Origin of the sequence: Streptomyces sp. SLBN-8D4 (assembly GCF_049739545.1) — a bacterium.
Taxonomy (GTDB): Bacteria; Actinomycetota; Actinomycetes; order Streptomycetales; family Streptomycetaceae; genus Streptomyces; species Streptomyces canus_C.
Map to the genome: position 1 here is coordinate 1,104,895 of NZ_JBMGQC010000001.1, position 26,994 is coordinate 1,131,888.

The 26,994-nt window shown below is 71.2% G+C and carries 26 protein-coding genes and 4 pseudogenes; 19 read left to right on the forward strand and 11 right to left on the reverse strand.

Annotated features, from left to right (window positions below; translation table 11 throughout):
• Positions 1 to 51 precede the first annotated feature (51 nt).
• The 5 genes and pseudogenes from RKD20_RS05100 to RKD20_RS05120 all read left to right on the forward strand — a co-directional run bounded on the left by RKD20_RS05100 (position 52) and on the right by RKD20_RS05120 (position 8,091).
• Positions 52 to 2,789, forward strand: a pseudogene (locus RKD20_RS05100) (SpoIIE family protein phosphatase).
• 176 nt (positions 2,790 to 2,965) lie between these two features.
• Positions 2,966 to 3,514 (forward strand): hypothetical protein, encoded by a 549-nt coding sequence (locus RKD20_RS05105; protein WP_424876603.1) that lies wholly within the window; start codon positions 2,966 to 2,968, stop codon positions 3,512 to 3,514.
• A gap of 45 nt (positions 3,515 to 3,559) precedes the next feature.
• Positions 3,560 to 4,822: an EfeM/EfeO family lipoprotein gene (locus tag RKD20_RS05110; RefSeq protein WP_424876604.1), complete on the forward strand. Its 1,263-nt coding sequence runs from the start codon at positions 3,560 to 3,562 to the stop codon at positions 4,820 to 4,822.
• Positions 4,819 to 6,030 carry an iron uptake transporter deferrochelatase/peroxidase subunit gene (gene efeB, locus RKD20_RS05115; RefSeq protein ID WP_424876605.1) on the forward strand — a complete coding sequence of 404 codons (1,212 nt, stop codon included), beginning with the start codon at positions 4,819 to 4,821 and terminating at the stop codon, positions 6,028 to 6,030. Before RKD20_RS05110 ends, efeB begins: the two co-directional genes overlap by 4 nt.
• 192 nt (positions 6,031 to 6,222) lie before the next feature.
• Positions 6,223 to 8,091 (forward strand): phospholipase C, encoded by a 1,869-nt coding sequence (locus tag RKD20_RS05120; protein WP_424876606.1) that lies wholly within the window; start codon positions 6,223 to 6,225, stop codon positions 8,089 to 8,091.
• A gap of 74 nt (positions 8,092 to 8,165) precedes the next feature.
• Here the strand turns inward: RKD20_RS05120 and RKD20_RS05125 are convergent, their stop codons facing one another.
• Complete coding sequence (locus RKD20_RS05125) at positions 8,166 to 8,531, reverse strand: hypothetical protein (RefSeq protein ID WP_424876607.1); 366 nt, start codon at positions 8,529 to 8,531, stop codon at positions 8,166 to 8,168.
• 311 nt (positions 8,532 to 8,842) lie between these two features.
• Between RKD20_RS05125 and RKD20_RS05130 the strand changes: the two genes are divergently transcribed.
• Complete coding sequence (locus tag RKD20_RS05130) at positions 8,843 to 9,100, forward strand: hypothetical protein (protein ID WP_424876608.1); 258 nt, start codon at positions 8,843 to 8,845, stop codon at positions 9,098 to 9,100.
• Between the two features lie 31 nt (positions 9,101 to 9,131).
• Here the strand turns inward: RKD20_RS05130 and RKD20_RS05135 are convergent, their stop codons facing one another.
• Positions 9,132 to 9,812, reverse strand: coding sequence for a DUF2202 domain-containing protein (locus RKD20_RS05135; RefSeq protein ID WP_424876609.1), 681 nt, complete (start codon positions 9,810 to 9,812; stop codon positions 9,132 to 9,134).
• Positions 9,813 to 9,985: 173 nt separating this feature from the next.
• On the opposite strand from RKD20_RS05135, the gene RKD20_RS05140 reads away from it, so the two are divergent.
• The 8 genes and pseudogenes from RKD20_RS05140 to RKD20_RS05175 all read left to right on the forward strand — a co-directional run bounded on the left by RKD20_RS05140 (position 9,986) and on the right by RKD20_RS05175 (position 16,383).
• Positions 9,986 to 10,681 carry a response regulator transcription factor gene (locus RKD20_RS05140; RefSeq protein WP_424876610.1) on the forward strand — a complete coding sequence of 232 codons (696 nt, stop codon included), beginning with the start codon at positions 9,986 to 9,988 and terminating at the stop codon, positions 10,679 to 10,681.
• On the forward strand, positions 10,671 to 12,152 hold the full coding sequence (locus RKD20_RS05145; RefSeq protein WP_424876611.1) for a sensor histidine kinase: 1,482 nt from the start codon (positions 10,671 to 10,673) through the stop codon (positions 12,150 to 12,152). The genes RKD20_RS05140 and RKD20_RS05145 overlap by 11 nt, the downstream gene beginning before the upstream one ends.
• A 68-nt stretch (positions 12,153 to 12,220) precedes the next feature.
• Positions 12,221 to 12,547: a rhodanese-like domain-containing protein gene (locus RKD20_RS05150; RefSeq protein ID WP_424876612.1), complete on the forward strand. Its 327-nt coding sequence runs from the start codon at positions 12,221 to 12,223 to the stop codon at positions 12,545 to 12,547.
• Positions 12,546 to 12,737: pseudogene (locus RKD20_RS05155) on the forward strand (pyridine nucleotide-disulfide oxidoreductase); the annotation flags it as partial. The gene RKD20_RS05150 and the pseudogene RKD20_RS05155, both read left to right, overlap by 2 nt.
• Positions 12,738 to 12,865: 128 nt before the next feature.
• On the forward strand, positions 12,866 to 14,251 hold the full coding sequence (locus tag RKD20_RS05160) for a rhodanese-like domain-containing protein (RefSeq protein ID WP_424876613.1): 1,386 nt from the start codon (positions 12,866 to 12,868) through the stop codon (positions 14,249 to 14,251).
• Positions 14,252 to 14,333: 82 nt separating this feature from the next.
• On the forward strand, positions 14,334 to 14,915 hold the full coding sequence (locus RKD20_RS05165; RefSeq protein WP_424876614.1) for a rhodanese-like domain-containing protein: 582 nt from the start codon (positions 14,334 to 14,336) through the stop codon (positions 14,913 to 14,915).
• Positions 14,912 to 15,796 (forward strand): annotated as a pseudogene (locus RKD20_RS05170) (sulfite exporter TauE/SafE family protein); the annotation flags it as partial. The gene RKD20_RS05165 and the pseudogene RKD20_RS05170, both read left to right, overlap by 4 nt.
• A 167-nt stretch (positions 15,797 to 15,963) precedes the next feature.
• Entirely contained in the window at positions 15,964 to 16,383 is a 420-nt protein-coding gene (locus RKD20_RS05175; protein ID WP_424876615.1) for a hypothetical protein, read from the forward strand.
• A 14-nt stretch (positions 16,384 to 16,397) separates the two neighbouring features.
• Here RKD20_RS05175 and RKD20_RS05180 read toward each other — a convergent pair whose 3' ends face one another.
• A complete protein-coding gene (locus tag RKD20_RS05180; RefSeq protein ID WP_424876616.1) occupies positions 16,398 to 17,078 on the reverse strand; it encodes a peroxiredoxin in 681 nt (226 codons plus the stop codon).
• Positions 17,079 to 17,354: 276 nt separating this feature from the next.
• On the opposite strand from RKD20_RS05180, the gene RKD20_RS05185 reads away from it, so the two are divergent.
• The gene (locus RKD20_RS05185) at positions 17,355 to 17,642 is read left to right on the forward strand and encodes a hypothetical protein (protein WP_424876617.1); all 288 of its coding nucleotides are present in this window, start codon (positions 17,355 to 17,357) and stop codon (positions 17,640 to 17,642) included.
• 324 nt (positions 17,643 to 17,966) lie between these two features.
• On the opposite strand, the pseudogene RKD20_RS05190 reads toward RKD20_RS05185, so the two are convergent.
• The 4 genes and pseudogenes from RKD20_RS05190 to sqr all read right to left on the reverse strand — a co-directional run.
• Positions 17,967 to 18,335: pseudogene (locus tag RKD20_RS05190) on the reverse strand (PIG-L family deacetylase); the annotation flags it as partial.
• A 1-nt stretch (position 18,336) separates the two neighbouring features.
• Entirely contained in the window at positions 18,337 to 18,810 is a 474-nt protein-coding gene (locus RKD20_RS05195; protein WP_424876618.1) for a DsrE/DsrF/DrsH-like family protein, read from the reverse strand.
• 16 nt (positions 18,811 to 18,826) lie between these two features.
• Complete coding sequence (locus RKD20_RS05200) at positions 18,827 to 19,144, reverse strand: TusE/DsrC/DsvC family sulfur relay protein (RefSeq protein ID WP_424876619.1); 318 nt, start codon at positions 19,142 to 19,144, stop codon at positions 18,827 to 18,829.
• A 72-nt stretch (positions 19,145 to 19,216) separates the two neighbouring features.
• Positions 19,217 to 20,458, reverse strand: coding sequence for a type III sulfide quinone reductase, selenoprotein subtype (gene sqr / locus RKD20_RS05205; protein ID WP_424876620.1), 1,242 nt, complete (start codon positions 20,456 to 20,458; stop codon positions 19,217 to 19,219).
• Positions 20,459 to 20,733: 275 nt separating this feature from the next.
• Between sqr and RKD20_RS05210 the strand changes: the two genes are divergently transcribed.
• From RKD20_RS05210 to trxA, 3 genes are read left to right on the forward strand one after another with little or no spacing between them, the layout of a single operon-like run.
• On the forward strand, positions 20,734 to 21,186 hold the full coding sequence (locus RKD20_RS05210) for an OsmC family protein (RefSeq protein ID WP_424876621.1): 453 nt from the start codon (positions 20,734 to 20,736) through the stop codon (positions 21,184 to 21,186).
• Positions 21,183 to 22,877: an aminotransferase class V-fold PLP-dependent enzyme gene (locus RKD20_RS05215; RefSeq protein ID WP_424876622.1), complete on the forward strand. Its 1,695-nt coding sequence runs from the start codon at positions 21,183 to 21,185 to the stop codon at positions 22,875 to 22,877. Before RKD20_RS05210 ends, RKD20_RS05215 begins: the two co-directional genes overlap by 4 nt.
• 51 nt (positions 22,878 to 22,928) lie before the next feature.
• Positions 22,929 to 23,300, forward strand: coding sequence for a thioredoxin (gene trxA / locus RKD20_RS05220; RefSeq protein WP_424876623.1), 372 nt, complete (start codon positions 22,929 to 22,931; stop codon positions 23,298 to 23,300).
• A 47-nt stretch (positions 23,301 to 23,347) separates the two neighbouring features.
• On the opposite strand, the gene RKD20_RS05225 is transcribed toward trxA, so the two are convergent.
• Positions 23,348 to 23,935: a rhodanese-like domain-containing protein gene (locus RKD20_RS05225; protein WP_424876624.1), complete on the reverse strand. Its 588-nt coding sequence runs from the start codon at positions 23,933 to 23,935 to the stop codon at positions 23,348 to 23,350.
• Between the two features lie 81 nt (positions 23,936 to 24,016).
• Between RKD20_RS05225 and RKD20_RS05230 the strand changes: the two genes are divergently transcribed.
• A complete protein-coding gene (locus tag RKD20_RS05230; protein ID WP_424876625.1) occupies positions 24,017 to 24,304 on the forward strand; it encodes a metal-sensitive transcriptional regulator in 288 nt (95 codons plus the stop codon).
• Between the two features lie 18 nt (positions 24,305 to 24,322).
• Here RKD20_RS05230 and RKD20_RS05235 read toward each other — a convergent pair whose 3' ends face one another.
• Genes RKD20_RS05235 through RKD20_RS05245 form a run of 3 tightly spaced genes read right to left on the reverse strand, consistent with a single transcriptional unit; the run spans position 24,323 to position 26,875 of the window.
• Complete coding sequence (locus RKD20_RS05235; RefSeq protein ID WP_424876626.1) at positions 24,323 to 25,069, reverse strand: sulfite exporter TauE/SafE family protein; 747 nt, start codon at positions 25,067 to 25,069, stop codon at positions 24,323 to 24,325.
• On the reverse strand, positions 25,066 to 25,452 hold the full coding sequence (locus RKD20_RS05240; protein ID WP_424876627.1) for a rhodanese-like domain-containing protein: 387 nt from the start codon (positions 25,450 to 25,452) through the stop codon (positions 25,066 to 25,068). Before RKD20_RS05240 ends, RKD20_RS05235 begins: the two co-directional genes overlap by 4 nt.
• 22 nt (positions 25,453 to 25,474) lie before the next feature.
• Positions 25,475 to 26,875: an MBL fold metallo-hydrolase gene (locus RKD20_RS05245; RefSeq protein WP_424876628.1), complete on the reverse strand. Its 1,401-nt coding sequence runs from the start codon at positions 26,873 to 26,875 to the stop codon at positions 25,475 to 25,477.
• Positions 26,876 to 26,994: the final 119 nt, after the last annotated feature.

Consider the following 26,994-nt stretch of genomic DNA (forward strand, 5'->3'; position numbering starts at 1 on the left):
CCGGAACGTCATCCGCCTGTCGGACGCTCGCGCAAGGGTCGCGCTTCCCGGATGGACCTGCGCAGTGCGGCCGGTCAGGTGTACCTCCTCCAGGTCGTCATCGTTGGTCCTGCTGGTGGTGGCCGCGGTGGTGGGCATGGTGCTCCAGGCGGCGAGTGACGCTCTGAAGCAGGGGCGACGGGAGTCGGTCATCGCGGCCCAGTCGTTCGCGAGCGCCCCTGGCGTGGCCGCGGCACTGCAGAGCCGGGACCCCTCAGCGGTGCTCCAGCCGCGGGCCGAGGCGGCGCGCAAGCGCACAGGCATGGATTTCGTCGTCGTCATGAGCACGAAGGGGATTCGTTACACGTACCCCTATCCGCGGGAGATCGGGAAGAAGTTCGTCGGCACCATCGCGCCGGCGCTGAAGGGCCGTACCGTCGTCGAGCAGGCCGGTGGGCCGCCTCTGCCCGCGGGCCGGGGGACGGACGTGCAGGCGGTGGTCCCGGTGACCGACTCGCGCGGCAAGGTGGTCGGCCTGGTCTCCGCCGGAATCACGGTCAAGAACGTGGCGGGTCTGTGGCTGCCGCAGCTGCCGATCATCTTGGCCAGCGGCGCGGTCGCGCTGGCGCTGGCCATGACGGGAACGACGCTGGTGTCCCGGCGGCTGCGGCGGCAGACCTTCGGCCTGGCTCCGGAGGAGCTGGCACAGCTGTACGAGCACCACGACGCGGTCCTGCACGCGGTGCGGGAAGGGGTGCTGATCACCGGCGCCGACGGACGGCTGCTGTTGGCGAACGACGAGGCGACGCGGCTTCTCGGACTGCCGGCTGACGTGCGGGGGCGCTCGGTGCGGGAGCTGGGACTGCCGGAGCCGGTCATGAGCCTGCTGTCGTCGCCGGAGGAGGTCACCGACGAGGTGCTTCGCGCGGGGGACCGGCTGCTGGCGGCGAACAAACGGCTGACGTACCCGCAGGGCGACCGGGGAGGCAGCGTGGTGACCCTCCGGGACACCACGGAGCTGGCGGAGATCTCGGGTCGGGCCGAGGTCGCGCGGGAGCGGCTGAAGCTGCTGTACGAGGCCGGGGTGCGGATCGGGACGACGCTGGATGTGAGGCGTACGGCCCAGGGAGCTCGCCGACGTGGCGGCGCCGCAGTTCGCCGACCTCGTGACGGTGGATCTGCTCGACGCGGTGCTGCGGGGGTGGGAGCCGACGGCGGAGGGCTGGCGGCATCTGCGCCGGGCGGCGATCGGCGGCGAACAGCGGATGATGCCGGTGTATCCGCTGGACGAAGTGATCGCGTTCTCGCCCCGCACCCCGCAGATGCGGACGCTGCAGGAGGGGCGGGGGATGCTGGAGACGGACCTGCGCCGGGCACACGGCTGGCGGGAACAGGACCCGGAGCGCGCCCGGAAGGCCCTGGAGGGCGGGCTGCGGTCGCTGGTGGCCGTGCCGCTGCGGGCGCGGAACGTACCGCTGGGCGTGGCGAACTTCTACCGGACGGCGGATTCCCCCGCCTTCGAGCCGGGGGATCTCACCTTCGCGGAGGAACTGGCCGTACGGGCGGCGGTAGCCATCGACAACGCCCGGAGGTTCACCCGGGAGCACGCGATGGCGGTGGCGCTGCAGCGCAGTCTGCTGCCGCGTGGACAGCCGGAGCAGGACGCGCTGGAGGTGGCCTGGCGGTATCTGCCCTCGGAGGCGGGGGTGGGCGGGGACTGGTTCGACGTCATCCCGCTTCCGGGCGCGCGCGTGGCCCTGGTGATGGGTGACGTCGTCGGTCACGGGCTGCACGCGGCGGCGACGATGGGTCGGCTGCGCACCGCGGTGCACAACTTCTCCACCCTGGACCTGCCCGTGGACGAGGTGCTCGGGAACCTGGACGACCTGGTCGTGGGCATGGACAACGAGAAGAGCAGGGGTGATGCCGTGGACGGCCACGAAGGGGAGGCGGTGACCGGAGCGACCTGTCTGTACGCGGTTTACGACCCGGTGGCGGGGACCTGCACGATGGCTCGTGCGGGACATCCGGAACCGGTGGTGGTGCGCCCGGACGGGACGGTCACCTCCTTTGGTGTGCCGGTCTCGGCGCCCCTCGGTCTGGGCGGCTACCCCTTCGAGAGCGCCGAGGTGGCCCTGCCGGAGGGTTCCCAACTGGTGCTGTACACCGACGGCCTGGTGGAGAACCGCGCCCACGACTTCGACGTCGGGATGGAGAGGCTGCGCCGGGCTTTGGGCGGGTCCGGGAAACGCACTCCGGAGGAGATGTGTCAGACGGTGATCGACGCGCTGAAGCCGTCACGCCCCTCTGACGACATCGCGCTGCTGACGGCGCGTACCCGGATGTTCCCGCCCTCGCGCGTGGCCGAGTGGGACGTGCCGCCCGATCCGGCGTTGGTTCCCTCGGTGCGGGCGCGCTGCAGGGAGACGTTGCGGGAGTGGGGGCTGGAGGAGACCGGATTCGCCACGGAGCTGATCGTCAGCGAGTTGGTCACGAACGCGATCCGGTACGGCTCGCCGCCGATCGGCGTGCGGTTGTTGCACGGACGCTGTCTGACCTGCGAGGTCTCGGACGGCAGCGGTACCTCGCCGCGCCTGCGGCGGGCGGCGACCACCGACGAAGGCGGGCGGGGGCTCTATCTGGTCGCGCAGTTCGCGCAGCGATGGGGAACGCGGTACACGACCCGCGGCAAGGTCATCTGGACGGAGCAGCTTCTTCACGACGGCGAATCCACCGCCTCGGGCCTCGCGCCGGTCGACTTCCTTCTCGACCAGTTCGACCTCGACCAGTTCGATGATCCCGGTGCGTGAGCCGACGTTGACCCCGAGCGCCATGGACAGCGGCATGTCCGGCGCAACGAACCCCTTTGGCCCGTTCGACGGGGCTTGACTCTGGGGACCGGCGTCGCCCCACTCGCTCGGCGGCTGTCGGGACTCGAACGCCGCCTGGCCACGAGGAGATCGGACTCGGCCCCGCTCAGCCACGTGTGGGCAGGTGGCTTGCCATCCCGGCCCTCGGCGCGCTCGTCGAACTCCGCGGCGAGGACATCGACGCCGGTCATCGTCTCACCGGCGCCCTCGCCCGCGACACCGGCCTCATCCCCGACGACCTCGCCGAAGCCCTGCTGTCCGGCCCGGCGCAGCGGACGGCGGCCGAGAGGCGTCGGCCTGGTGGTCGCCCGGTGACCGTCCCGCACCACGCCCTGCGCGGACAGCAGGGCGAACTGCTCCCGGTCGGCCCGTTCACCCAGAACCCAGCATCCCCGGTTGGCGCGGAACAGGGCCTCGTCGTCCATGTTCGGATCCCAGCCGACATGGTCACGGCCCAGTTGGTCCTCCTTCGGACTGACGTAACGCACGGCCCGAGCGTGTATCGATTCACGAAGCTTGGGGCATCGGCCCGGCAGGACAACGACGGAGCGGCCGCGCCGGTCGCGGACCCGGTCCGGTGGCTGGATGAACTGCGGACGAATTCTCGCTTTTCCTCTGGTCAGGACCTGGTCAGAAACGCGGATCCGCCGTCACGGCCCGCTTAGGCTCGGCCGCGCCGCCTCGTTCGTACGACTCCCCGGAGGCCCGGCGTGCCCGAAGCCGCCCTCGACACCGAAGCCGACCCCGGCCTCATACCGCCCCCGCCCAGCGCCCCCACCCGGCGGCGCACGGCGCTGCTCGCAGGCGGCGCCCTGGTGGCCGCGGCCGCGGTGACGGCGGGTGTGCTGGTGGCCGCGGGCTCCGGCGCGGTCACGCACACCTCGGCCTCGGCCGACGGCCTGCGGCACACCACCGTCGAGGTCTCCTCGTCCGCCTGCGGCCGCGGCTGGACCCATCCGAAGCCCGGACGCCAGGTGTTCGACCTGAAGAACACCACCGGCGCGGCGGCCGAGGTGTACCTCACCGATGCGAAGACCGGCGCCGTCCATGGCGAGGTCGAAGGGCTTGCCCCCGGTACCGTCCGCCCGATGCCGGTGACCCTCGGCGACGGCTCGTACGCCTTCAAATGCATGCCCGATGACGCGGACGCCGTCACCGGCCCCATCGTCCGGATCACCGGCGCCGGGACGGTCAAGAGCGGCCCGGCCGCCCTCCCCGTCTCCCAACAGGACCTCATCCCACCTACGCTGGCCTACCAGAAGTGGATCCAGGCCCGCACAGTCGAACTCGCGCAGAAGACCGACGTCCTGCGGGACGCCATCGACCGCGGGGACCTCGCCGCCGCCCGTGCCGCCTGGCTGCCCGCACACCTCGTCTACGAGCGGATGGGCGCGGCCTACGGCACCTTCGGCGACGCCGACGCGGAGATCAACGGGACCACCGCCGGGCTGGCCGCCGGGGTGCGGGACAAGGACTTCGCCGGGTTCCATCGGGTGGAGTACGGGCTGTGGCACGGCGAGGCGGCGAGCAGCCTGCGCGGCCCGGCCGACCGACTCGTCCAGGCCGTGCACGCGTTGCGGGACAGCTGGCCCGGTCAGCGGATGGACCCGGCCGACGTCGGTCTGCGGGCGCACGAGATCCTGGAGAACACCGTGCAGTTCGAGCTGACCGGCCGTACCGACTACGGCAGCGGCACCAACCTGGCCACCGCCCGTGCCAACCTCGACGGCACCCGCGTCCTGCTGGGCTACCTGCGCCCGCTGCTGAAGACCCGCGCCACCGGGCTTCCCGGCATCGACCTCTGGATGAACCGCGCCCATCACACCCTCGACACCTTCGACCACGCCGGCCGGTGGACCCCGCTGGCCGATCTCACCCTCGCCCAGCGCGAGGACGTCAACGCCGACCTGGGCGAACTCGTCGAGCGGCTGGCCGACGTGGCCACCCTCACCGACGTACGGAGGACCTCGTGAACACCGTGGGCCGCAGAGGCTTCCTGGCGGGTGCGGCGGCCGTGGCCGGCACCGGTCTCGTGGCCGCCGACAGCGGCGCGGTCACCGCCGCCGGTGCGGACCGCAGAAGCGCGAGCGTGCCCTTCCACGGCGTCCACCAGGCCGGGATCACCACCCCGGCCCCGCGCGCCACCGCGTTCGTGTCCTTCGACACCACCGCCGCCGACCGCGCCGAGCTGACCGACCTGCTGCGCACGCTCACCGACCGGGCCCGCTTCCTGACCAGCGGTGGCAGCCCGGCCCCGCTCGGAATCACCGCCCCGCCCTCCGACTCCGGCACCCTCGGCACGGACATCCCGACCGACCAGCTCACCGTCACCGTCGGCGTAGGCGCCTCCCTCTTCGACGACCGCTACGGCCTCGCCAGCCGAAAGCCGCACCGCCTGACCGCGATGCCATCCTTCCCGGACGACGACCTGGACGCCGCCTGGTGCCACGGCGATCTGAGCGTGCAGTTCTGCGCCGGAAACCCGGACACCGTGCTGCACGCCCTGCGCGACGTCACCCGGCACACCCGCGGCGGCATGCAGGCACGCTGGCGGATGGACGGCTTCATCAGCCCACCCCGCCCCTCCGGCACCCCGCGCAACCACCTGGGCTTCATGGACGGCACCGCCAACCCGCCCACCACCGCCCGCGAGATGAACCGCCTGGTGTGGGTAAGGGCGGGCTCCGGCGAGCCGGACTGGACGACCGGCGGCAGCTACCAGGTCGTACGGCTGATCCGCATGCTGGTGGAGTTCTGGGACCGGGTCTCCCTCACCGAGCAGGAGCGGATGTTCGGCCGCTCCCGCGACACCGGCGCACCCCTCGACGGCCGCCACGAGAAGGACACCCCCGACTACGCCCAGGACCCCAAGGGTGACGTCATCCCGCTGGACAGCCACATCCGGCTGGCCAATCCGCGCACCCCGGCAACCGAGGACCAGCGGATCCTGCGCCGCGGATACAACTACGACCGGGGCCTGGACAGCAACGGCAACCTCGACATGGGCCTGCTGTTCTGCTGCTACCAGCAGGACCTGACCCGGCAGTTCGAGACCGTGCAGAAGCGGCTGACGGGCGAACCGCTGGTCGACTACGTCAGCCCGTTCGGCGGCGGCTACTTCTTCGCGCTGCCCGGAGTGCGGGACGGCTCCGACTGGCTGGGACGCACCCTGCTGGCCTGACCCCTTCGATCCGTACCGGTCAAGAACGGGCCAAGACACCATGGGTGTTTCCTGACCGAGCATGGACCTTTCCTGACCGGGCGTTCGCCCGCTGGTCTCGCCCCTCCCCCAGCATGTGCCGAGTACGTCCGCGCCCGGCACGGTCACGGACGCATCAGCAGCGCAACTCCGCGCCCCGAAAGGCGACACAGCATGATCGGCACAGCAAGAACCTCACGCACGCGGCGCGGACTGGGCCGGGCCGGCGCCCTGCTCGGCGCCGCCGCCCTGGCGACCGCCGGCGGCGCCGTCCCGGCGTCGGCGGCCACGGCCCACGGCGGTACGCACACCGCCACCCCGATCAAGCACCTGGTGGTGATCTACGACGAGAACATCTCGTTCGACCACTACTTCGCCACCTACCCCCAGGCCGCGAACACCGACGGCACGAAGTTCACGGCCTCGAAGAAGACCCCGAAGAACATCGACACCCTCGCGCACGCCGGGCTGCTGACGAAGAACCCCAACCTCTACGCGCCCAAACGGCTCACCCCGTCCCAGGCGATGACCTGCGACCAGAACCACTCCTACGGCCCCGAGCAGTACGCGGCCGACGGCGGCAAGGCCGACCAGTACGTCCAGAACACCGAAGTCAGCAAGTGCGCCGGGCTCTTCGGTGAACCCGGACTGGTGATGGACTACTACGACGGCAACACCGTCGCCGGCCTGTGGAACTACGCCCAGCACTACGCCCTCAACGACCGCTCCTACAGCTCGGTCTACGGCCCTTCCACGCCCGGCGCGCTCAACCTGGTCTCGGGCCAGACACACGGCGTGATCTCCGTCGACCCGGCGTCCGGCACAGAGAACCCCAAGCAGACCTCCAAGCCGGACTCGTACACGGTCGTCTCCCCGAACGCCAAGGGCGTCGGCACGGTCATCAACGACCCCGACCCGGCCTACGACGACTGCGCCGACAAGGACCACACCGCCACCAGCGCGCTCGCCGCGATGCAGGGCAGGAACATCGGTGACCTGCTCAATGCCAAGCACGTGAGCTGGGGTTGGTTCCAGGGCGGCTTCCGTCCCTCGACGGCGTGGGACGGCAAGCAGGATGACTACGCCCGGTGCGCCGGTACGACCCACACCAACGTCGGCGGTGCGGCGGTGGAGGACTACAGCCCCCACCACAACCCCTTCGCCTACTACAAGTCCACGGCCAACCCGCACCACCTCGCGCCGAAGAACATCGCCGAGATCGGCCACACCGGCCGCGCCAACCACAACTACGACCTGACCGACTTCGACGCCGCCCTCAAGGCCGGCAACCTCCCCGCGGTCAGCTTCCTCAAGGCCGGCGAGTACCAGGACGGCCACGCCGGCTACTCCGACCCGATCGACGAGCAGCACTTCCTCGTCAAGGAGATCAACGCGCTCCAGAAGTCCCCGGCGTGGAAGTCCACCGCGGTTGTGGTGGCTTACGACGACTCCGACGGCTGGTACGACCACGTCACCTCCAAGGTCCTCAACGGCTCCAAGGACACGACCGTCGGCTCCAACGGCAAGGCCCTCGACAGCCCCGCCTGCCAGTCAGGCCCTGCCGCCAAGGGCGGCTACGCGGACCGCTGCGGGCCCGGCACCCGCCAGCCGCTGCTGGTCATCTCCCCCTACAGCAGGGTGAACTCGGTCGACCACACCGCCACCGAGCAGGCGTCGATCACGAAGTTCATCGAGAACAACTGGCACACCGGCCGCATCGGCGACGCCTCCTTCGACCAGCGGGCCGGCGGCCTGACCGGCATGTTCGACTTCCGGCACCCCAACAACAAGCAGGTGCTGCTGAACACGGACGGCTCCGTCAAGTCCGTGAAGCCGATCCCGCACCACTACGCCCAGACGTCGACGTCGGCTCAGGGCGCGTACCCGCCCTACGTTCAGGACCTCAAGGCCCAGAACATCGCCGCCAGCGCCTCCGTCTCCCCCACCCTGCCGATCACCCTGACCGCCGGTCTCGTCACGGCCGGCGCGGTCATCACGGCGTTCGCCCTGCGCCGCCGCAGGAACCGCTCCGCGGCCGTGTGAAGCCAACGGATCCGCAGCGTTGAGAGCGGCGTGCCGGTCGTGCGACCGGCACGCCGCTCTTGTGTGCGCACCGTTCAGACGCTGTTCCGCGCCGGGAACCGGCTCGGCCCTCCCGCGAGGGTGACATCGAGGCCGGTCTCGGTGACGTCGACCGAGGTGGCCTTGAGGCCCAGGGGATAGGCGATGTCCGTCCGGTCGGCCAGGTCGTGCTGGATCCGGTCGACGAGCGCGGCGGGCGCCGGCTTGCCGAGGATCTCGGCGTCTTCGAGGCGCAGGCTCAGGTGTCCGTTCCGCAGTTCGGGCTTGAGCGTTGCCTCTCCGAGGCCGCCCTGGCCGATGACCAGGGTGAGGGTGTCGGCCTGGGCGTCGAGGCGGACACCGGAGACCGGAAGCCGTCCGTTGGGCGTGGTGGCCAGGCTCTGCAGGGAGACGGCGGGCACCTCGACCTCGGCGTCGCTGCGGGCGACGGTGCCCGCCGTGGTCGCCGTGGTCGCCGTGGTCGCCGTGGTCGCCGTGGTCGCCGGTCAGGCGTATGTCGTCCAGGCGGGCGTGGACGGCCACGTCGCGGACACGGCCGACGGTGGCGTGGTCGCTGTCGATGGTGACCGTGTCCAGTTGGCATTCGAACAGGTCGAGGAGGGCCGGCCCGCCGTCGATGTGAATCTCGCTGCCCTGGCCGAGTTTCCGGTCGACCGTGGCGGCGAGGCGGTTGTGCAGCAGACCGCGGGCGGCGAGTTCGGCAGCGGTGACGATGAGCAGCAGGGCGACGAGGACGACGGCGGTGATCGACGCGATGCGGTGCCGCCGGAACATGTCGAACATGTGCCGCATCACCGCTGCTCTCCCGTTGTGGCCGGGGCCTCGGCGGATTCCGCTCTCCGACGACGCGGCCCGCAGGGCTGCCGTCGACCGCGTCGTCCGGGGCATCGTCGACGGCACCAACGGAACCGGTTTCCGACGACGCGCGATGGATGCGGTCGACCGCGACCTGCCGGACGACCCGGTCTGAACACCACACATGCCAACCCGACATCACCTCCCTATTGCGCGGCGATCCAGTGCTCGAACGCCGTCAGGTGCCGCTCGGAGGCGGCGAGCAGGTTGGTGTACACCTGGCGGGAATCCGGGGCGGTGAGCCCGGACAGTGCCTCGGTCAGCGCGGCGATGTCGTCGCTCTCGACCGTGCGGCCCGCCTTCAGGGCTCCGGCCAGGCTGTCCTCGCCCTGCTTCAGGAGCCGGTCGTAGGTGGCCTGGACGCCCGGGTCGGTGAACTCACCGGCCGACTTGCCGGCGGTCGGGTCGGTGACGTCGTAGCGGTCCAGCAGGGTGCGCACGGCGCTCAGGTGGCTGGTCTCCGCCGCCGCGATCCGCTCGAAGACCCGTGCGTCGTAGCGTGCCGCGAACGCCGTGTACAGGTCGTGCGCGAGTTTCTCTTCCTCGGCCATGTCCGCCAGCGTGGCCTTCTGGGAGGCCGTCAGGGTGCCCTGCTCGGCCAGAGCGGCTCCGTTGCAGGTTCCGTCGTGCCGGCCCATGCCGTCCGTGTCGCCGCCGTGGTGGCGCCCCTGGTACTGAGCGTTCATCAGCATGCTCTGGGACGTGGTCCGCGCGGCCGCCGGCGCGCCGCCGCCCGTGGCCGCGGTCACCGGGCCGACGGCCAGCACTCCGCCGATGGCAAGGGCGCCCGCGGTGACCGCTGTCGCGATCTTGATGTTGCGCTTCATGGCGAACCTCCTCGGATCCGCGGGAGCGTCTTCCGTTCCCGCACGACCACCGTCGCCCCGGACCCTGCAGCCGACGTGCGGTGCGTATGGAGACGGGATGGAGACACCCGACGGGCGGGTTGGGGCTGTTCGGCCCCTCCCGGAGGCGTGCGCAGGGCGCGTAGACGTGGGACATGGCCGCCACCGTGCTCGTCGTCGAGGACGAGAAGGAGATCCGCGAACTGCTGCGCCGCTACTTGGAGCGCGCGGGATATGGAGTGCTGACGACCGGCTCGGGTGCAGAGGCCGTACGGCTGCTCGGAGAGCGTGCCATCGACCTGGCACTGCTCGATCTCGGGCTGCCGGACGTGGACGGGGACGAGGTGCTGCGCGAGGCCCGTGAGCGTGGGCGGGTGCCGGTGGTGGTGCTGACCGCGCGTACGACCGTCGAGGACCGCATTCATGGGCTGCGGCTGGGCGCCGACGACTATGTGACCAAGCCGTTCAGCCCGACCGAGGTGGTGCTGCGGGTGGGCGCGGTGCTGCAGCGGGCCCGGGGTACGGCGACGGGGGCGGCGCCGGTGGTGTCATACGGCGAGGGACGGCTGCGGATCGACGAGGCCCGGCACGAGGCGGTGCTGGACGGCTGTTCTCTCGAGTTGACGCCGACCGAGTGGGGTCTGCTGACCGCGCTGGCGTCGGTACCGGGCCGGGTGTTTTCACGCTGCGAGCTGGTCAACCGGGTGCGCGGCTACGAGTTCGCCGGGTACGAGCGGACGATCGACTCGCATGTGAAGAACCTGCGGCACAAGTTCGGGGGCGCCGGCCCCGACCTCGTGGAGACAGTGCTGGGTGTCGGCTACCGGCTGGGGTGGTTCCGTGATCCGTGAGCCGCGTTCGCCGCGCTCCGGCGTTCGGCCGTTCGGTGGGCTCGGCCCGCTCGGGCGGCGGCTGTTCGCCGCATTCGCCGTGGTGGCGCTGGCATCCGTGGCCCTGCTGACGGCCGCGGCGCTGATCGGAACCGATCGTGGGCTCAGCAGCGCCCATCACGCCGACCGCCAGTGGGCGGCTTCCCAGGTGGCCGCTACCGCCGCCGACGCTTACCGCACCGCGGGCGGCTGGACCTCGGCCGACCTGTCTGCGGCCCGGTCGCTCGCGTCCGGTGCCGGGGCGGTGCTCACCGTGCGCGATGAGGACGGCGAGGTGGTCTCCGGCAACTCCGGCTCGGAGGCGGAGGACGAGCACGGCATGCCCGGCTGGGGTCGCTTGCATCGCGAGCAGGGCATGGGCTCGGGCCCCGGCGCGAGCGCGGCCGTGCTGGTCGACGGCCACACCATCGGCTCCGTGCACCTGATCTTCTCGGCCGGCTCCGGGTCGGCGGGCCGGTCCGTCACCTGGGGCTGGGTGGCCGCGGCCGCCGTCGGCGCGCTGGCGCTGGCCGTGAGCTGGTTCGTCACCCGGCGCCTGACGGCTCCCGTCGTCCGGGTCGCCGCCACCGCGCGTGCGCTGGCCGCCGGGGACCGCAGCGCACGGGCCCGCATCGAAGCACCCGGTGAACTGGGCGACCTCGCCCACGCCTTCGACGCCATGGCCGACGACGTGACCCACGCCGAACAGGCCCGCCACCGGCTCGCCGCCGACGTCGCCCACGAACTGCGCACCCCCCTGGCCTCGCTGCAGGCGGGGCTGGAGGAACTCCGCGACGGCTACACCGACCCCTCGCCCGGGCGCCTCGCCTCCCTGCACGACCAGGCCCTGCGCCTTGGCCGCATCGTCGACGACCTCGGTGAACTGGCCGAGGCCGAGTCGGCCCGGCTTTCCCTGCACCTGGCCGAGGTGGACCTGACCGCCCTGGCCGGCGCCGCCGTGGCCGAGCGGAAAGCCGAGCTCCGCACCGCCGGGCTGACCGTGCGCACCGTGCCCGGCCCCGCTCCACTGCCGGTCCGGGCCGACGCCGACCGCCTGCACCAGGCCCTCGGCAACCTGCTGAGCAACACCGCCCGCCACTGCCACCCCGGCGACACCGTCACCGTCACCACGTCCGCCACGCCCACCGAAGCCGTCGTCGAGGTGGCCGACACCGGCCCCGGCATCCCCGCCGACGAACTGCCGCACATCTTCGACCGGCTGTGGCGCGGGACCCGCGCTCGTGCCGGAGGCGGCAGCGGCATCGGCCTCGCCGTGGTCAAGGAGCTGGTCACCGCCCACGGCGGCACGGTCACCGCGGAGTCCGGACGGGGCGGCGGGACGAGGATTACGCTTCGGCTGCCCAGGGCCACGCCTCAGAAGCAACAGCTCGTCTCCGGCCCCGGCACAAAGCCGCGCATTGCCTCTCTGGCAAATACCCCCAGGGGTATTTGACGCTCGCCTCCAAGTCGCCGTACTCTCGCCAGAGAGATACCCCCGGGGGTAATTGAGGAGGCAATCAAGTGGCTCGCGAAGTGACACAGGAAGCGTTCGCGGCGGCCTGGGCCGACGGCGCACTCGTCATCGATGTGCGGGAGGCGGACGAGTACGCGGCCGGGCACGTGCCCGGCGCCCGCCTGATGGCGTTGCGCACCGTGCCCGCCCGATGCGGTGAACTTCCCGCCGACCGGCCGGTGTTCGTGATCTGCGCCAGCGGCAACCGCAGCAAGACGGCTGCCGACTGGATGAACTCCCGTGGTGTCGACGCCTATTCGGTGACCGACGGCACGGGCGCCTGGGCCCGCGCCGGCCGTCCGGTCGCGGCCGGTTCGCACGAGCACGCCGCCTGACCGCTACACGTCCTGCCCGCTGGTGACGGCCCGCGACCGGATGCTGCTCGCCGAGTTCGACTACGACCTCAACCCCACGCCCTCCTTCCCGCTGCTCGACCCCTTCAAGGAGCGGCGCACCCTGTGGGCGTTCAAGCGGTACGGGCTGCCGCCGATCTACTGGCACGGCATGCTCACCGGCCGCCTCTGACCGGTCGGCCCGGGCCTCCCCCGACCCGGGCCGGCCACCATCCCGCCCCCGTCCTCCGACAAGGGCGGACCAGACCCTTCTATATACCCCCCGGGGTATTACCCAGCCGACATGGAGGTCATCCGACCATGTTCTTCGCCCAGTACTACCTCGACTGCCTCTCCCAGGCGTCCTACATGATCGCCGACGAAAGCACCGGCAAGGCCGTCGTCGTCGACCCCCGCCGCGACGTCTCCGAATACCTCACCGACGCCGCCGCCCACGGTTTCACCATCGAGGCGGTCATCAACACCCACTTCCACGCCGACTTCCTCGCCGGCCACCTCGAACTCGCCGACCGAACCGGCGCCTGGATCGGCTACGGACAGCGCGCCGAGGCCGAATACCCCATCCGCAAACTCACCGACGGCGAACGCATCAGCCTCGGCGACGTCCAGCTCCAGATCATCGAAACCCCCGGCCACACCCCCGAGTCGATCAGCGTCCTGGTGTACGAGCACGCCGACGACACCGTCCCCTACGGGGTGCTGACCGGCGACGCGCTGTTCATCGGCGACGTGGGCCGCCCCGACCTGCTCGCCTCGATCGGCGTGACCGCCGACGAACTCGGCAAGATGCTCTACGACACCATCCAGCACAAGCTGATGGACCTCCCGGACGCTGTGCGGGTCTTCCCCGCCCACGGCGCCGGATCCGCCTGCGGCAAGAACCTCTCCACCCAGCGCCAGTCCACCATCGGCGAGCAGCGCGCCACCAACTACGCCTGCCGCCCGATGAGCGAGGAGAAGTTCGTGTCGCTGGTGACCGAGGGCCAGCCGTCCGCGCCCGCGTACTTCGTCTACGACGCCATCCTCAACCGGAAGGAGCACGGCCTGTTCGACGCAGCCGCCGCGCCCCGGCCGCTGTCGGTGGAGGAGTTCATGCAGCGGCGCGCGGCCGGAGCCGTCGTGGTCGACGCCCGTTCCCCGCAGGACTTCGCTCCCGGGTATCTGCGCAGCTCGGTCAACGTACCCGCGGACGGCCGGTTCGCCGAGCAGGCCGGCATGGTCGTCGCCCCCGAACAGGACGTCGTCGTCATCGCGCCGCAGGACCGCGAGGAGGAGGTCGTCACCCGGCTCGCCCGGATCGGCTTCGACAAGGTCGGCGGCTACCTGCGCCAACCCGAGGGCGCCTTCCCCGCCCTGGCCGACGAGATGGATCAGGCCAGCCGGCTCACCGCCGACGAGCTGCGACGTCTGCTCGACGGCGACGAGCCGCCGCTCGTGCTGGACGTGCGCAACACCGCCGAGCGCGAAGAGGGCTTCATCGAGGGTTCGTTGCACATCCCGCTGGCCGAACTCGCGCGCCGTGTCGAGGAGATCCCGGCCGACCGTCCCTTGGTCGTGCACTGCGCGGGCGGCCACCGCTCCTCCATAGCCGCCAGCCTGCTGCGCCACCAGGGCCGCACCGACGTCTCCGACCTCCTCGGCGGGTACGGCGCCTGGCTCACCCTGCCCGCATCAGCCGACGTCTGACCCCACTCAAGCAAGTCCCGGGCGGCGGTCACGGAACCCGACCGCCGCCCCAGCCACCGTGCAATGACTTTGGAGTTCATCAATGACGATGCAAGCCGACAAACCACGCCTCGACCCCGCCGGCCTGCGCGACCTGACCCGATCCGGCGAGGGCCCGCGCTTGCTGGACGTGCGCACGCCCGGCGAGTTCCGCACCGCCCACATCCCCGGCTCCTACAACGTCCCCCTCGACACCCTGCGCGAACACCGCGCCGAACTGCTCCACCACCTCGACGAGGACGTCATCCTCATCTGCCGCTCCGGCGCCCGCGCCGCACAGGCCGAACAGGCCCTGGCCGAGGCCGGACTCCCCAACCTGCGCGTCCTCGACGGCGGCGTCGTGGCCTGGGAGTCCGCCGGCGGCCCGCTCACCCGCGGCCCGGAGCGCTGGGACCTGGAACGTCAGGTCCGACTCGTCGCCGGAACCCTCGTCCTGCTGACCGGCGTCACGGGCCTGTTCGTGCCCGGACTCCACCTGATCGGCACGGCAGTCGGCGCGGGACTGACCATCGCCGCACTCACCAACACCTGCGCCATGGGAATGCTGCTGTCCAAGCTGCCCTACAACCGCGGCCCACGCACCGACCTCGACACGGTCGTCACCGCCCTACGGGACACCCCATGATCGCGGTCATCATCGCCGCGTCCCTGCTCATCGGCGTCAGCCTCGGCATCCTGGGCGGCGGCGGATCCATCCTGACTGTCCCCATCCTGGTCTACCTGGCCGGCATGGAGACCAAGGAAGCCATCGCCACCTCCCTGTTCGTCGTCGGCGTCACCAGCGCCGCCGGAGCCGTCTCGCACGCCCGGGCCGGACGCGTCCGCTGGCGCACCGGCCTGCTGTTCGGGTTCGCCGGCATGACCGGCGCCTACGCGGGCGGACGGCTCGCCGAGTTCATCCCCGGCAGCATCCTCCTGATCGCGTTCGCCCTCATGATGATCGCCACCGCCGTCGCCATGATCCGGGGACGGAGGCGGGCGCCGAAGAAGGCCCACCACGAACTCCCCGTCCTGCACGTCCTGTTGGACGGCATCGTCGTCGGCCTGGTGACCGGACTCGTCGGCGCCGGCGGAGGCTTCCTCGTCGTTCCCGCACTCGCCCTGCTCGGCGGACTGCCGATGACCGTCGCGGTCGGCACCTCACTGCTGGTCATCTCCATGAAGTCCTTCGCCGGCCTGGCGGGATACCTCGCGAGCGTGCACATCGACTGGGGCTTCGCCGCCCTCGTCACCGCGACCGCCGTCGTCGGCAGCATCCTCGGAGGCCTGCTCGCCGGGCGCATCCCGCAGGACGCGCTGCGCAAGTCCTTCGGCTGGTTCGTCGCCGTCATGGGCGTCTTCGTCCTGAGTCAGCAGACCGGCTCCGATCTGCGCCACACCCTGCTGACCAGCCCCTGGACCTGGGCTTCCATGGCCACAGCGGCGGGGATCGGCGTCAGCTGGTACCTGCTCAGCCGCTCCAGCCGAACACCGGAGCGGCCAAGTGACACTCCGGCCGTGCCGGATGACGCAACCAACCCTGCGATCCCGCTCGCCCTCCGCGCCGAGACCATACCCGGCAACGGCACGGCCGCGTCGCCGCAGGACACCTATACACGCGGTACACACTCCCCCACCCGGCCCCGAGAAGGTGTCCGGTCCCGAGAAGGTGTCCGGTCCCGAGGAGGTGTCCGGTGCACACCACCGAAGTCGTGAACACCGACGACAAGGAAGCGGACTCGTGGGCCGAGGTACTCAACCGGCTACGGCGGGCCCAGGGACAACTGGCCGCGGTCAGGGCCACGTACGACCTGGCCCTGATCGCGTATCTCCACCTGCCGTGGCCGGACATGGCCCAGGTGCTGACCCGGGCCGCCACCGCCGTCGGCAAGGGCGGCACCCTGCTCCTCGTCGGCCACGACGCGGCCAACCCCGAGCACGGCCACGGCGGCCCGCAGGATCCACGCGTGCTGTACACCGCCGAGCAGGTCGCCGACCTGTGGCGGCCGCACGCCGACATCCTGCGCGCCGAGACGGCCGCCCGGCCGGTGACCGCCGCCGAGGGCGACAATCGCACGGCCCTCGACGCGCTCGTCCACGCCGTACGGAGATGACCCCGGTCGGCGCGTCAGGCCGCTGTACCTGCCTTGGTCGCCAGGTACCAGTCGGTGAGCTTGACGCTGTCGTCGGCCAGCCGTGCCTCCAGCTCCGCTTGGGTGCGCGGGGCGCCGAGGACGACGTCCTCGCCGGGACGCCAGTTGGCCGGGCAGGAGACGCCGTCGTGGTCGGAGGTCTGCAGGGCGTCGAGGAGCCGCAGGATCTCGGGGATCATGCGTCCCGCGTTCATCGGGTAGTACAGCACCGCACGCACGGTCTGCTCCGGGTCGATGACGAAGACAGCGCGTACGGCGGCGGTGGCCGAGGTGTTCGGGTGGAGCATGCCGTAGGCGCGGGAGACGCGCATGTCCAGGTCGGCGATGATCGGGAACGGGACACGCACACCCAGCTTCTGCTCGATCGCCCGGGTCCATGCGAGGTGGCTGTGGACGGAGTCCACGGCGCTGCCGAGCAGGGCCGTGCCGCGGGCGGTGAACTCGTCGGTGAGCTCGGTGAAGGCGACGAACTCGGTGGTGCACACCGGGGTGAAGTCCGCCGGGTGGCTGAAGAGCACCAGCCACCGGCCGGCGTAGTCGGACAGTCGGACGGGCCCGTGGGTGGACTCGGCCGCGAAGTCCGGCGCCCTGTCACCGATGAGCGGCAGGCCGGCGTGGCCAGGAGGCGTCGGCTGGGTCTGGTCGGAGACGGTCATCGAGGGATCCCTCCCGAATGATCACGGATTTCATTACCCCCTACCGTATTTATTCGGCCTGGGCCCGCGGAGGGCCGGACGGCCCCGCATGCTCCCCCTTCACCCCCTTGCGTGCGGCCCTCCATCGTGTCGCACGTGTCGCCGCAGAACGACTGCGCCTACGCGAGGGGAACAATGCGGCCTCGCGGAACGCTGTCACTTATACCCCGGCGGGTATTCACATTACGGACGGCACCCGCCGGGACCACCCCGACCGGACGGAGGAGCGTGAGGACGATGACGACGACAGGACCCGATCGGCCCTCTGCGAGTGGGGACACTCTCGTAACCAGCTGCGGGCGCAGGATCGCCGTACGGTGTCTGCTGCTCGCTCCCACCGACCGGCCCATCAGCCGGGTCGCCCTTGACGTGGGCCGGGACCAAGGCGGCGAGCCTGGCGTGTGGGCGGCGCTCACCGCCGACGAGGCACGTGACCTGGCCCGTCTGCTCCTTGCGCACGCCGACCTGGCCGAGCGCGGCGGCGCCCCCGTCCGGTCGACGCGAAAGGACACGCCTCCCACCTGATCGCGCCGTCGGCCGGGGCAGTGCAACACGCGCAAGTACTCCCGGGTACCCAGGAGTTCCAGACGGCGCCGGAGCCCGGATTGTCGACCGACTGACTGGCATGACAGGCGATCGCACGGCCTTGCCGCTCGCACGGCACCCGCTTGACGACATGGCACTCGCCGGGTCCCGCCCGACGAAGGACGTACCGAGCTCGGCGTTCAGCCGTTCCGCCACGTCCCGCGGCAGGGGCCACGCCAGCACGGCGACACCCACCTCACGGGCGGCGGACAGCGCGGCGATCGCGGCCCGTTGATGATCCCGATGCCCCGTGACGCCCCCCAGGTCGAACACCAGCAGATGGCTGGGGCGCTGCTCGCCGATCAGCCGGGCCACCTCCCCGGCGAGCCGGTGCGCCGGAATACCGTCGAGGCCACCGTCCGGGTGCCCGGTCAGTTCCACCCGCTCGACGCCCAGTTCCCCTGCGGCGCAGGCGAGTTCGTCCGCGCGCAGGGCGTGCAGGTCGCCGGGCCTGCCGTGCAGGGTGGACGCCTCGCCGTGGGTGAAGCAGAGCACTCCGGTGGGCACGGCGCGCTCGTTGAACAGCGCCAGGAGGCCGCCCAGGCCGAACGACTCGTCGTCGGGATGGGCGACCACCGCCGGCACGCGCCGCATTCCGTCCGGCAGACCTGGCCCGGCCCCGGCGTCGGCCATCTCAGGTGTAGATGATCTGGCCGCCGGCCGCGTGTTCGTAGAACTCGCCGACCGTGATGATGCCCTGGACCTGCTCGACCAGGTCGTCCTTGCCGAGTTCGAAGAGGTCGACGGACGCCTTGCAGGCGTAGATGCCCGCGCCGGTGTCGGCGATCATCTCGATGAACTCGGGGATCGGCGGGATGTCGAGCTTGTCCATCTTGCGTTCCATGTAGCGGGTGACCAGGTCGGGGACGCCCGGCATGCCGCCCAGCAGGGTCGGCAGGTGCAGTCCGGGGTTGCCGACGGTGGCGAGCTTGATGTGCTCCCAGTGCTTCTTCGTGATGGCGTCCAGGCCGAAGAAGGTGAAGAACAGGTCGGCCTCGATGCCCTCGGCGCGGGCGCCGTTGGCCATGATCAGGGCCGGGTAGATCCCTTCCAGGGACCCCTTGGAAACGATGATCGAGACCTTCTCGATGGTGGCAGTGCCGGCCATGGTGCGGCCCTCCCTCTCAGATGCAGCCGCGCGGCTTGGGAATCCCGGCGATCTTGGCGGCCGTCTTCGCCGGGCCCTTGGGGAACAGCTGGTAGAGCTCCTTGACGCTCACTCCGGAGGTCTTGCCGAGGACGCGCACCGTGGGGCCGGTGCCCTTGGCGGCGTACTGGTCGCGCATGAAGCGGATGACCGTCCAGTGCCGGTCGGTCAACTGCTCGATGCCGGACTCCTTGGCGATCTGTTCGGCCATCGGCTCGGTCCACCGGTCGGGATCGGTGAAGAAGCCTTCGTCGTCCACCGGGACTGCGGTGTCGGCGTAGGTGATGGTGGGCATGGCGGGGTCCTCTCCCCTTGGACGGACGGCGGCCTCGGATGGGCACGCGACTATCGGTCGGTCACGTGGTTCTCAGTCGGATACGCGGTGCTTGCCGTGCTCGGGCATGGCCGAGCCGATGCCGGGCAGCTCGCGGCCGGGCAGCAGGCTGTGCCAGTACAGCCACTCGAAGGCGAGCTTGCCGAGATGGGCCGCGTGCGACTCCTTGAGCAGTGGCAGGCCCACCGGTCCCGGGAAGTGGCCGGGCAGCGGTTCGGTGTCGTAGTTGAAGTCGATCAGCAGCGCCTTGTGGAAGCCGGTCTCCACGAAGCAGTTGGCGTGCCCGTCGAAGGAGGCGTCCAGCGGCTGTGCGGCGAGGAAGCGGCCGATGTTGTGCGCCAGCACCTCGCCCTCGAAGTGGGCCACCGACCCCGCCTTGGACGCCGGCAGGCCCGCCGCGTCGCCGATCGCGAACACCTCGGGACGGCCCGGGAGTTGCAGGGTGTGCGGGTCCACGGGCACGAAGCCGAGTTCGTCGCCCAGCCCCTCGGAACGCTCCACGTACTCCGCGCCGCCGTGCAGGGGCACAACGACCGCCAGGTCGAAGGGCACCTCTCGCTCGTCGTACGACACCAGCCGCCCGCGTTCGCCGTCGACCTCGCCGAGGGTGAATTCCGTGACCAGCTCGATGCCCTTGTCCTTGAGCAGGCCGCCCAGCGTCCTGGCCGCGACCGGCTTGGTGAACGCGCCGTCGAGCGGGGTGACATACGTCAGCTCGACCCGGTCCCTGATACCCCGGTGCTGGAAGTACCAGTCGGCCAGGAAGGCGAACTCCAAGGGCGCCACCGGGCACTTGAGAGGCAGGTCCGCGACGTCGATCACCAGGCGGCCGCCCTCGAAGCGTTCCAGCGCCTGGTGCAGGCCGGCGGCGCCGGGCAGGTCGTAGAAGGTGAAGACCTTCTCGCCCCAGCCGGGGCCGGTGAGCCCTTCGGTCTCCTCCGGCAGGAGGGTGGCTCCGGTCGCGACCACCAGGACGTCGTACGACAGCCGTATGCCTCCGGCGAGATGGACGGTTCGTGCGTCCAGGTCGACCCGGTCGATCCGCGCCATCTTGTAGTCGACCGCGGGGTCGAGCTGCCGAGGGCGGGAGCGGACGAGGTGACGCGGCTGGGCCAGCCCGAAGGGCACGAACAGCAGGCCGGGCTGGTACAGGTGGTCGTCGTGCTGGTCGACGACCGTGATCCGGCACTCGCTCGGGTCGCATGTGCGACACAGGCGGTTCGCCGTCATGGTGCCGGCGGTACCACCGCCGAGAATCACGATGTGTTTGCCCATGACCCCACTGTCGTGCGGGAGATGGGAGCGGGGCATGGGCCGCTGGTCCCCATCCGAGTACCCGCCCGGGTATGTGTTCGGCCGGGCCCATTGGCCCTCATGCCCACTCGCCTGCCATGAACACCCTGGTAAAATACCCAACAGGGTATACCTCGGCGTCATCGGACACGAGGACCGAACGGTCCCCGGTGCACCCCGTCGGCCCTTCGTCCCATGCCGCGCTCAGCGGTCGACTGGAGTCCTGAGCAGTCGGCACCAGAGAGAGGGGTCCGGCCATGACCGGCAGTACACCTCAGACCCTCGGTACGAGCCACCCCCAGCCCGTGGACCTGCACCGCCTGGAGGTCGTTCACGTCGAAGGGGACGCCTACACCGTGGACGTCCGCGAACACCGCCTCCAGGTCGACCAGCCCCTGGAGGCGGGCGGCACGGACACCGCACCCACCCCCACCGAGCTCTTCGCGGCCTCCCTGGCCACCTGCGTGGCGTTCTACGCGGGCCGCTACCTCCACCGGCACGGCCTGCCCCAGGCCGGACTACGCGTCCGCACGGAGTTCACCATGGCCACCGACCGACCGCCGCGCGTCGCCTCCATGCGGCTCGTGATCGACCCGCCGCCGGAGCTGCCCCAGCAGCGCCGCGCGGCCCTGCTGGCGGTGGCCTCGCACTGCACGGTTCACAACACCCTGCACGAGCCGCCCGACATCGACATCGAGCTGGAGCCATGAGTACGACCTCGGCGCCGGTCGTACCGGCCCTGCTGGAGCGCATCCGCGGCGGGCTGATCGGCGACGACGAGGTGCTGGACGGCCCGTACGGCCCGAAGCGGATCGTCTACGCCGACTACACCGCCTCCGGCCGATCGCTCGACTTCATCGAGGACTTCGTCCGCGAACAGGTGCTGCCGCGCTACGGCAACACGCACACCGAAAGCTCCAGCACCAGCCTGCAGACCACCCGGCTGCGCGAGGACGCCCGCCGGATCATCCGGAACGCGGTCGGCGGCACCGAGGACGACCTGGTGATCTTCTGCGGCTCCGGAGCCACCGCCGCCGCCAGCAAACTCGTCGGCGTCCTCCAGCTGCGCCGCCCTGACAGGCCACCGCCCGCCGAACGGCCGGTGGTGTTCGTCGGGCCGTACGAACACCACTCCAACGAACTGCCCTGGCGCGAGTCGATCGCCGACGTGGTAGTGATCGACGAGGACGCCGACGGCCATATCGACCTCGCCCGGCTCGAAGCGGGGCTGCAGCTCTACGCCGGCCGTCCACTGCTGATCGGCAGCTTCTCCGCCGCCTCCAACGTCACCGGCATCCTCACCGACACCGACCGCATCGCGCGCCTGCTGCACACGTACGGCGCGCTGTCCTTCTGGGACTACGCTGCGGCGGCACCGTACATCCCGATCCGGGTGGCCGAGAGCTCGCCTGGGGCGGGGGACCACAAGGACGCACTGTTCCTGTCCCCGCACAAGTTCGTCGGCGGTCCGCAGACCCCGGGGGTGCTCGTCGTCCGGCGCGAGCTGGTGCGCAACCGGGTGCCCACGGCTCCGGGCGGCGGCACGGTCGCCTTCGTCGACCCGCTCGGTCACCGCTATCTCGACGACCCGGTGGCTCGGGAGGAGGGCGGCACCCCGGCGATCGTGGAGTCCATCCGGGCCGGACTGGTCTTCGCCCTCAAGCAGGCGGTGGGGACCCAGACCATCCAGGCCGCGGAGGAACGCCACTGGCGACGCGCGCTCGCGGCCTGGGAGGGCAACCGCGGCATCGAGATCCTCGGCAACCACGACGCCCGTCGGCTGTCCATCGTCTCTTTCCGGATCCGCCACGGAGAGCGCGCCTATCTGCACCACCACTACGTCGTGGCCCTGCTCAACGACCTCTTCGGCATCCAGGCCCGGGGCGGCTGCTCCTGCGCGGGCCCCTACGGCCACCGCCTGCTCGCCATCGACGCCCCCACTTCCCACGCCCTACTAGACGAGGTCGTGCACGGGTGCGACGGCATCAAGCCCGGCTGGGCCCGCGTCAACTTCAACTACTTCATCAGTGACACCGTCCGTGATTACCTCATCGACGCCGTCGACCTGATCGCCACCCATGGACATCGGCTGCTTCCCGACTACCGCTTCGACCCGCACACCGGGCAGTGGCGCCATCGCAGCGGCCCCGTCGGCGCTCCCCTGGGGCTGGCCGACGTCCGCTTCGGCGCCGACGGGCGGATCTCCGCTCCGGCTGCCCGCCATCGCCGACTGGGCGAGGAGGCGCTGGCCGGTCAACTCGCCCGTGCCCGCGCGGTACTGGCGGCTCGTCCCGACCGGCTCGACGACGGCCCCACCGGACTGCCCGCCGGCTTCGAGCGCATGCGCTGGTTCCCGCTCCCGCCCGCCTGCGTGGAACAAACCCGCACCGGCACCGGTTGAACCGAACAGACGCAGATACCCCACCGGGTATACAGGAGCGGAGGGACACCCATGCCGACCGTCGAACTGACCAAGGACAACTTCGAGGAGACCGTCACCGGCTCCGACATCCTGCTGATCGACTTCTGGGCCGCCTGGTGCGGACCGTGCCGGATGTTCGGCCCCGTCTACGACAAGGCGTCCGAGCGCCACCCGGACATCGTCTTCGGCAAGGTCGACACCGAAGCGCAGCCCGAACTCGCCGGCGCCTTCCAGATCTCGTCCATCCCCACCCTGATGGCCGTCCGTGACCGGACCGTCCTGTATTCGCAGCCGGGCGCGCTGCCGCCGCAGGCGCTGGAGGAACTCATCGGGAAGATCCGCGCCGTCGACATGGACGACGTGCGCCGGAAGGCCGCCGTGGGCTCTGCGGAGGCGAGCTGACGCCCGGCGCGGCTGTCACGTTCGAGAGACGCCCTGGAACGCCGGGGTCAGCGACTGCGAAGAGCGGCGAGCGCGGCGTCGAGGTCGGCCGGGCTCGGGCGGTTGTGCGGCAGCTTGCCGAGCACGGCCGCCATGCCGCAGGTGTCGGTGAGGGCGGAGAAGACCAAGCCGCCGGCGACACCGGCCGAGATCAGCAGGAGGGCCGGATGCAGGAGCAGGCCGAGGACGAGGCCGAGGAGCACCAGAGTGCCGGCCGTGAACCGGACCTGGCGTTCCATGCTCCAGACGGAACGGGTGTCACAGGCCGCCGGTGTGTGCAGATCGTGCCCCTCGGCGGCCCAGGCGCCGGTGCCGCCGGCCAGGGTCGCCGTGGTGACGCCCTGCTCGGCCAGGAGCTTGCAGGCGTTCTCCGAGCGGGCGCCCGAGGCGCACACGACGAGCACGTCGCCGCGCCCGGCGGCGTGCCGTATCTCCGGCAGCGCCCGCCGGACCTGGCCCAGGGGGATGTTGAGGGCGCCGGGCAGGTGGCCCGAGGCGTACTCGGCGGGCGTGCGCACGTCGATGACGGTCAGCTCGTGCAGCCGTGTGCGGGCCTGGTCCGCGCCGAGGGCGACGGGGGCGGGGGTGTTCGTCATGGCAGGTGTGATCCTTAATGGTCGACGCCGTCCCGAACCGGGACGTACAGTACCCCTAGGGGTATTTTTCGAGGAGTGATCGTGGAACTGGAACTTGAGGGTGCGGACCTGAAGGCCGTGCTGAACCGGCTGCGGCGGGCACAGGGTCAGATCGCCGGCGTGATCCGGATGATCGAGGAGGGACGCGACTGCGAGGACGTCGTCACGCAACTCGCCGCCGCCTCGCGCGCCCTGGACCGGGCCGGTTTCGCGATCATCGCGACGGGCCTGCAGCAGTGCGTGACGGACATGGAGTCAGGGCGCAAGAACGGCGAGGACCCGGATGCGATGCGTGCCCGCCTGGAGAAGCTGTTCCTGTCCCTGGCCTGACGTTGCTCGCCGCGGCCTTCACAGCACCGCGTCGATCAGCATGAAGGCCGCGACCGCGAGCAGTACCACGGCGAAGATCCGCTGAAGTGTGTACCCAGAGACCTTCACGGCCAGCCGCTTCCCGTCCCAGGCGCCGAGAATCGCGGCCCCGATGAACGGGCCGACGACGGCCCAGTCGAGCCCCTCGACCGTGCCGGCCCGCATCGACAGCGCGGCCAGCGAGTTGACGGTGATGACCAGCAGGCTGGTACCCACCGCCTCCCGCATCCGCATACCCAGCACACCCACCAGCGCCGGTACGGCGAGAAAGCCGCCACCGACACCCAGGACACCGGTGACCGCACCGAGGCCGGCACCGGCCGCAGCCGCCCGCCCCGGCCGCACCGTCACGGCGCACTCCGCGGCGGGCCGGGACCGCAGCATACGCACGGCGGCCACTCCCGCGACCAGCCCGAACGCGGCCGTGAGTACGCCCGCCGGCACGCGCCCGGCGAGCGCGCCGCCCACCATCGCCGGGCCGATCCCGGCCGCCGCGAACAGCAGCCCGGTACGCCAGCGCACGTGCCCGTCGCGGGCGTGCGCGACCAGCGCGGTGACCGAGGTGAGCGTGACGATGACCAGACTTGCGGTCGTCGCCCCGACCGGGCTGAATCCGAGCAGGTAGATCAGCGCCGGGACGGCCAGGACACTGCCGCCGCCCCCGAGCGCACCGAGCGCCAGACCGATGACTGCTCCGGCGGCCAGGGCGAGTATGAGTGCGCTCACGCGACAGTGCCGCTCTGTCCGCGCGCGTCCACCACCGGCAGCCCCGCCTTGGCCCAGTCCCGCATCCCGCCGACCACGTCGACGGCTTCCGAGCCGCGGGCGACGAGCAGTTCGGCGGCCTGTCGGGAGCGGTTGCCGGAGCGGCAGATCACGATCAGGGGCCGCGCCTGCGCGTCAGCGGGCAGCCCCGCCCCGGCGGCCAGCGCCGACAGGGACAGGTGCACGGCGCGCGGCGCGTGGCCCGCCTGCCACTCGTAGGACTCACGCACGTCCAGCAGTACGGCGTCACCGCCGCCGTCGGCGTTGTCGTGCCCGGTGCGCGCGGCTGCCTCCTGCGCATTCACGCGCCCAGGGCCGCCCCGGGTCCGTCGGAAGATGCTCATCTCGGTTTCTGGCTCCTGTTCGTCACGTCGTCAGGGAAGATCGGCGGGCCTTGGCGGCCTCCGCGCCGTCACGGGGCCCGAGGGCGAGTCCCGCCTTCTCGGCCGCGTCGAAGGAGTCGTCCACGGCGACGACGTCACGACCTGAGGCGTCCAGCAGGGAGGCGGCGATCGCGGCGCGCATGCCGCCCGCGCAGTGCACCCACACCTGCCCGTCGGGCACCTCGTCGAGACGGTGGTGCAAGGTGTGGACGGGGATGTGCACCGAGCCCTCGACATATCCGTCGGCCCGCTCCGACGTCCGGCGCACGTCCAGGACGACGACGTCCGTGCTCCGTCCCGCAAGGTCGGCGAAGGTGCCCCTCGGGAACGAGGCCGGCGCCTCGCCCTCGCGCACCCAGTCGGCCGGGCCGCCCGTGGCCGCGGCGGCGGGGCGGTCGATGCCCACCCGAACCAGCTCCCGCTGCGCGGCGGCGAGTTGCGCGGGCGACTCGGCGAGCAGCGTGACCGGCTTGCCCCATGGGATCAGCCAGGCCAGATACGTGGCGAGCTGCCCCTCCACCTCGAAGTTGAAGGACCCGGAGAGGTGCCCGGAGGCAAACGCGACCCGGTTGCGCAGATCGACCACCCACTCCCCCGCGTCCAGCCGCTCGGCGATCTCGTCGGCGTCCGCGACGGCGGGCGGGGTCAGGTCGACGGGCGCGGGTCCGGCTGCGTTGGCCGGGCCCATGTGCGCGTAGTAGGCGGGCACGTCGTCCAGACCGGCCAGCAGATCGGCGACGAAGCTGTCGACGTCCCGGGTGAGCGCCTCGTTGGACACCTTCTCCTTGCCGATGGTCGTGTCGCTGCCCTCGGACTGGGAGGACGAGCAGAAGCTGCCGAAGCCGTGCGTGGGCAGTACGGCGGTGTCGTCCGGGAGTTCGGCGGCCAGCCGGTGCGCGGACGCGTGCTGGGCACGGGCCAGCCGCTCGGTCAGCCGCGGCTCGACCAGGTCGGGCCGGCCGACGGTGCCGATGAGCAGGGACCCGCCGGTGAACACGGCGACCGCCGTGCCGTTCGCCTCCAGTACGTAGGAGGTGTGGTGCGGGGTGTGCCCGGGGGTGGCCAGCGCGCGCAGCGCCAGGCCGGTGTCGAGAGCCGTGACATCACCGTCGCGCACAGGCGTCCGCTCGAACGACACCCGCGCCCCGGCCGGCACGAGGTAGTCCGCGCCCGCGATCCGGGCGAGCTCCAAGCCGCCGGTGACGTAGTCGTTGTGCACGTGTGTCTCGACCACGTGCGAGATCCGTACCCCGCGCCGTGCGGCCGCCGCGATCACCTGATCGACGTCGCGGGGCGGGTCGACCGCGACGGCCGTCCGCTCACCGCCGGCGAGATAACCACGGTTGCCGAGCCCGGACACCTCGATCGTGTCGACGAAGAACACGCTGTGCTCCCTTCCAGAGAAGAATTACCCCGGGGGGTATACTTACGAAGGTAGCACGAGTACCCCTGGGGGTATTTTCAAGGGCAGGAAAAGCCCGGAAACGCCCTACGAGTACCTCG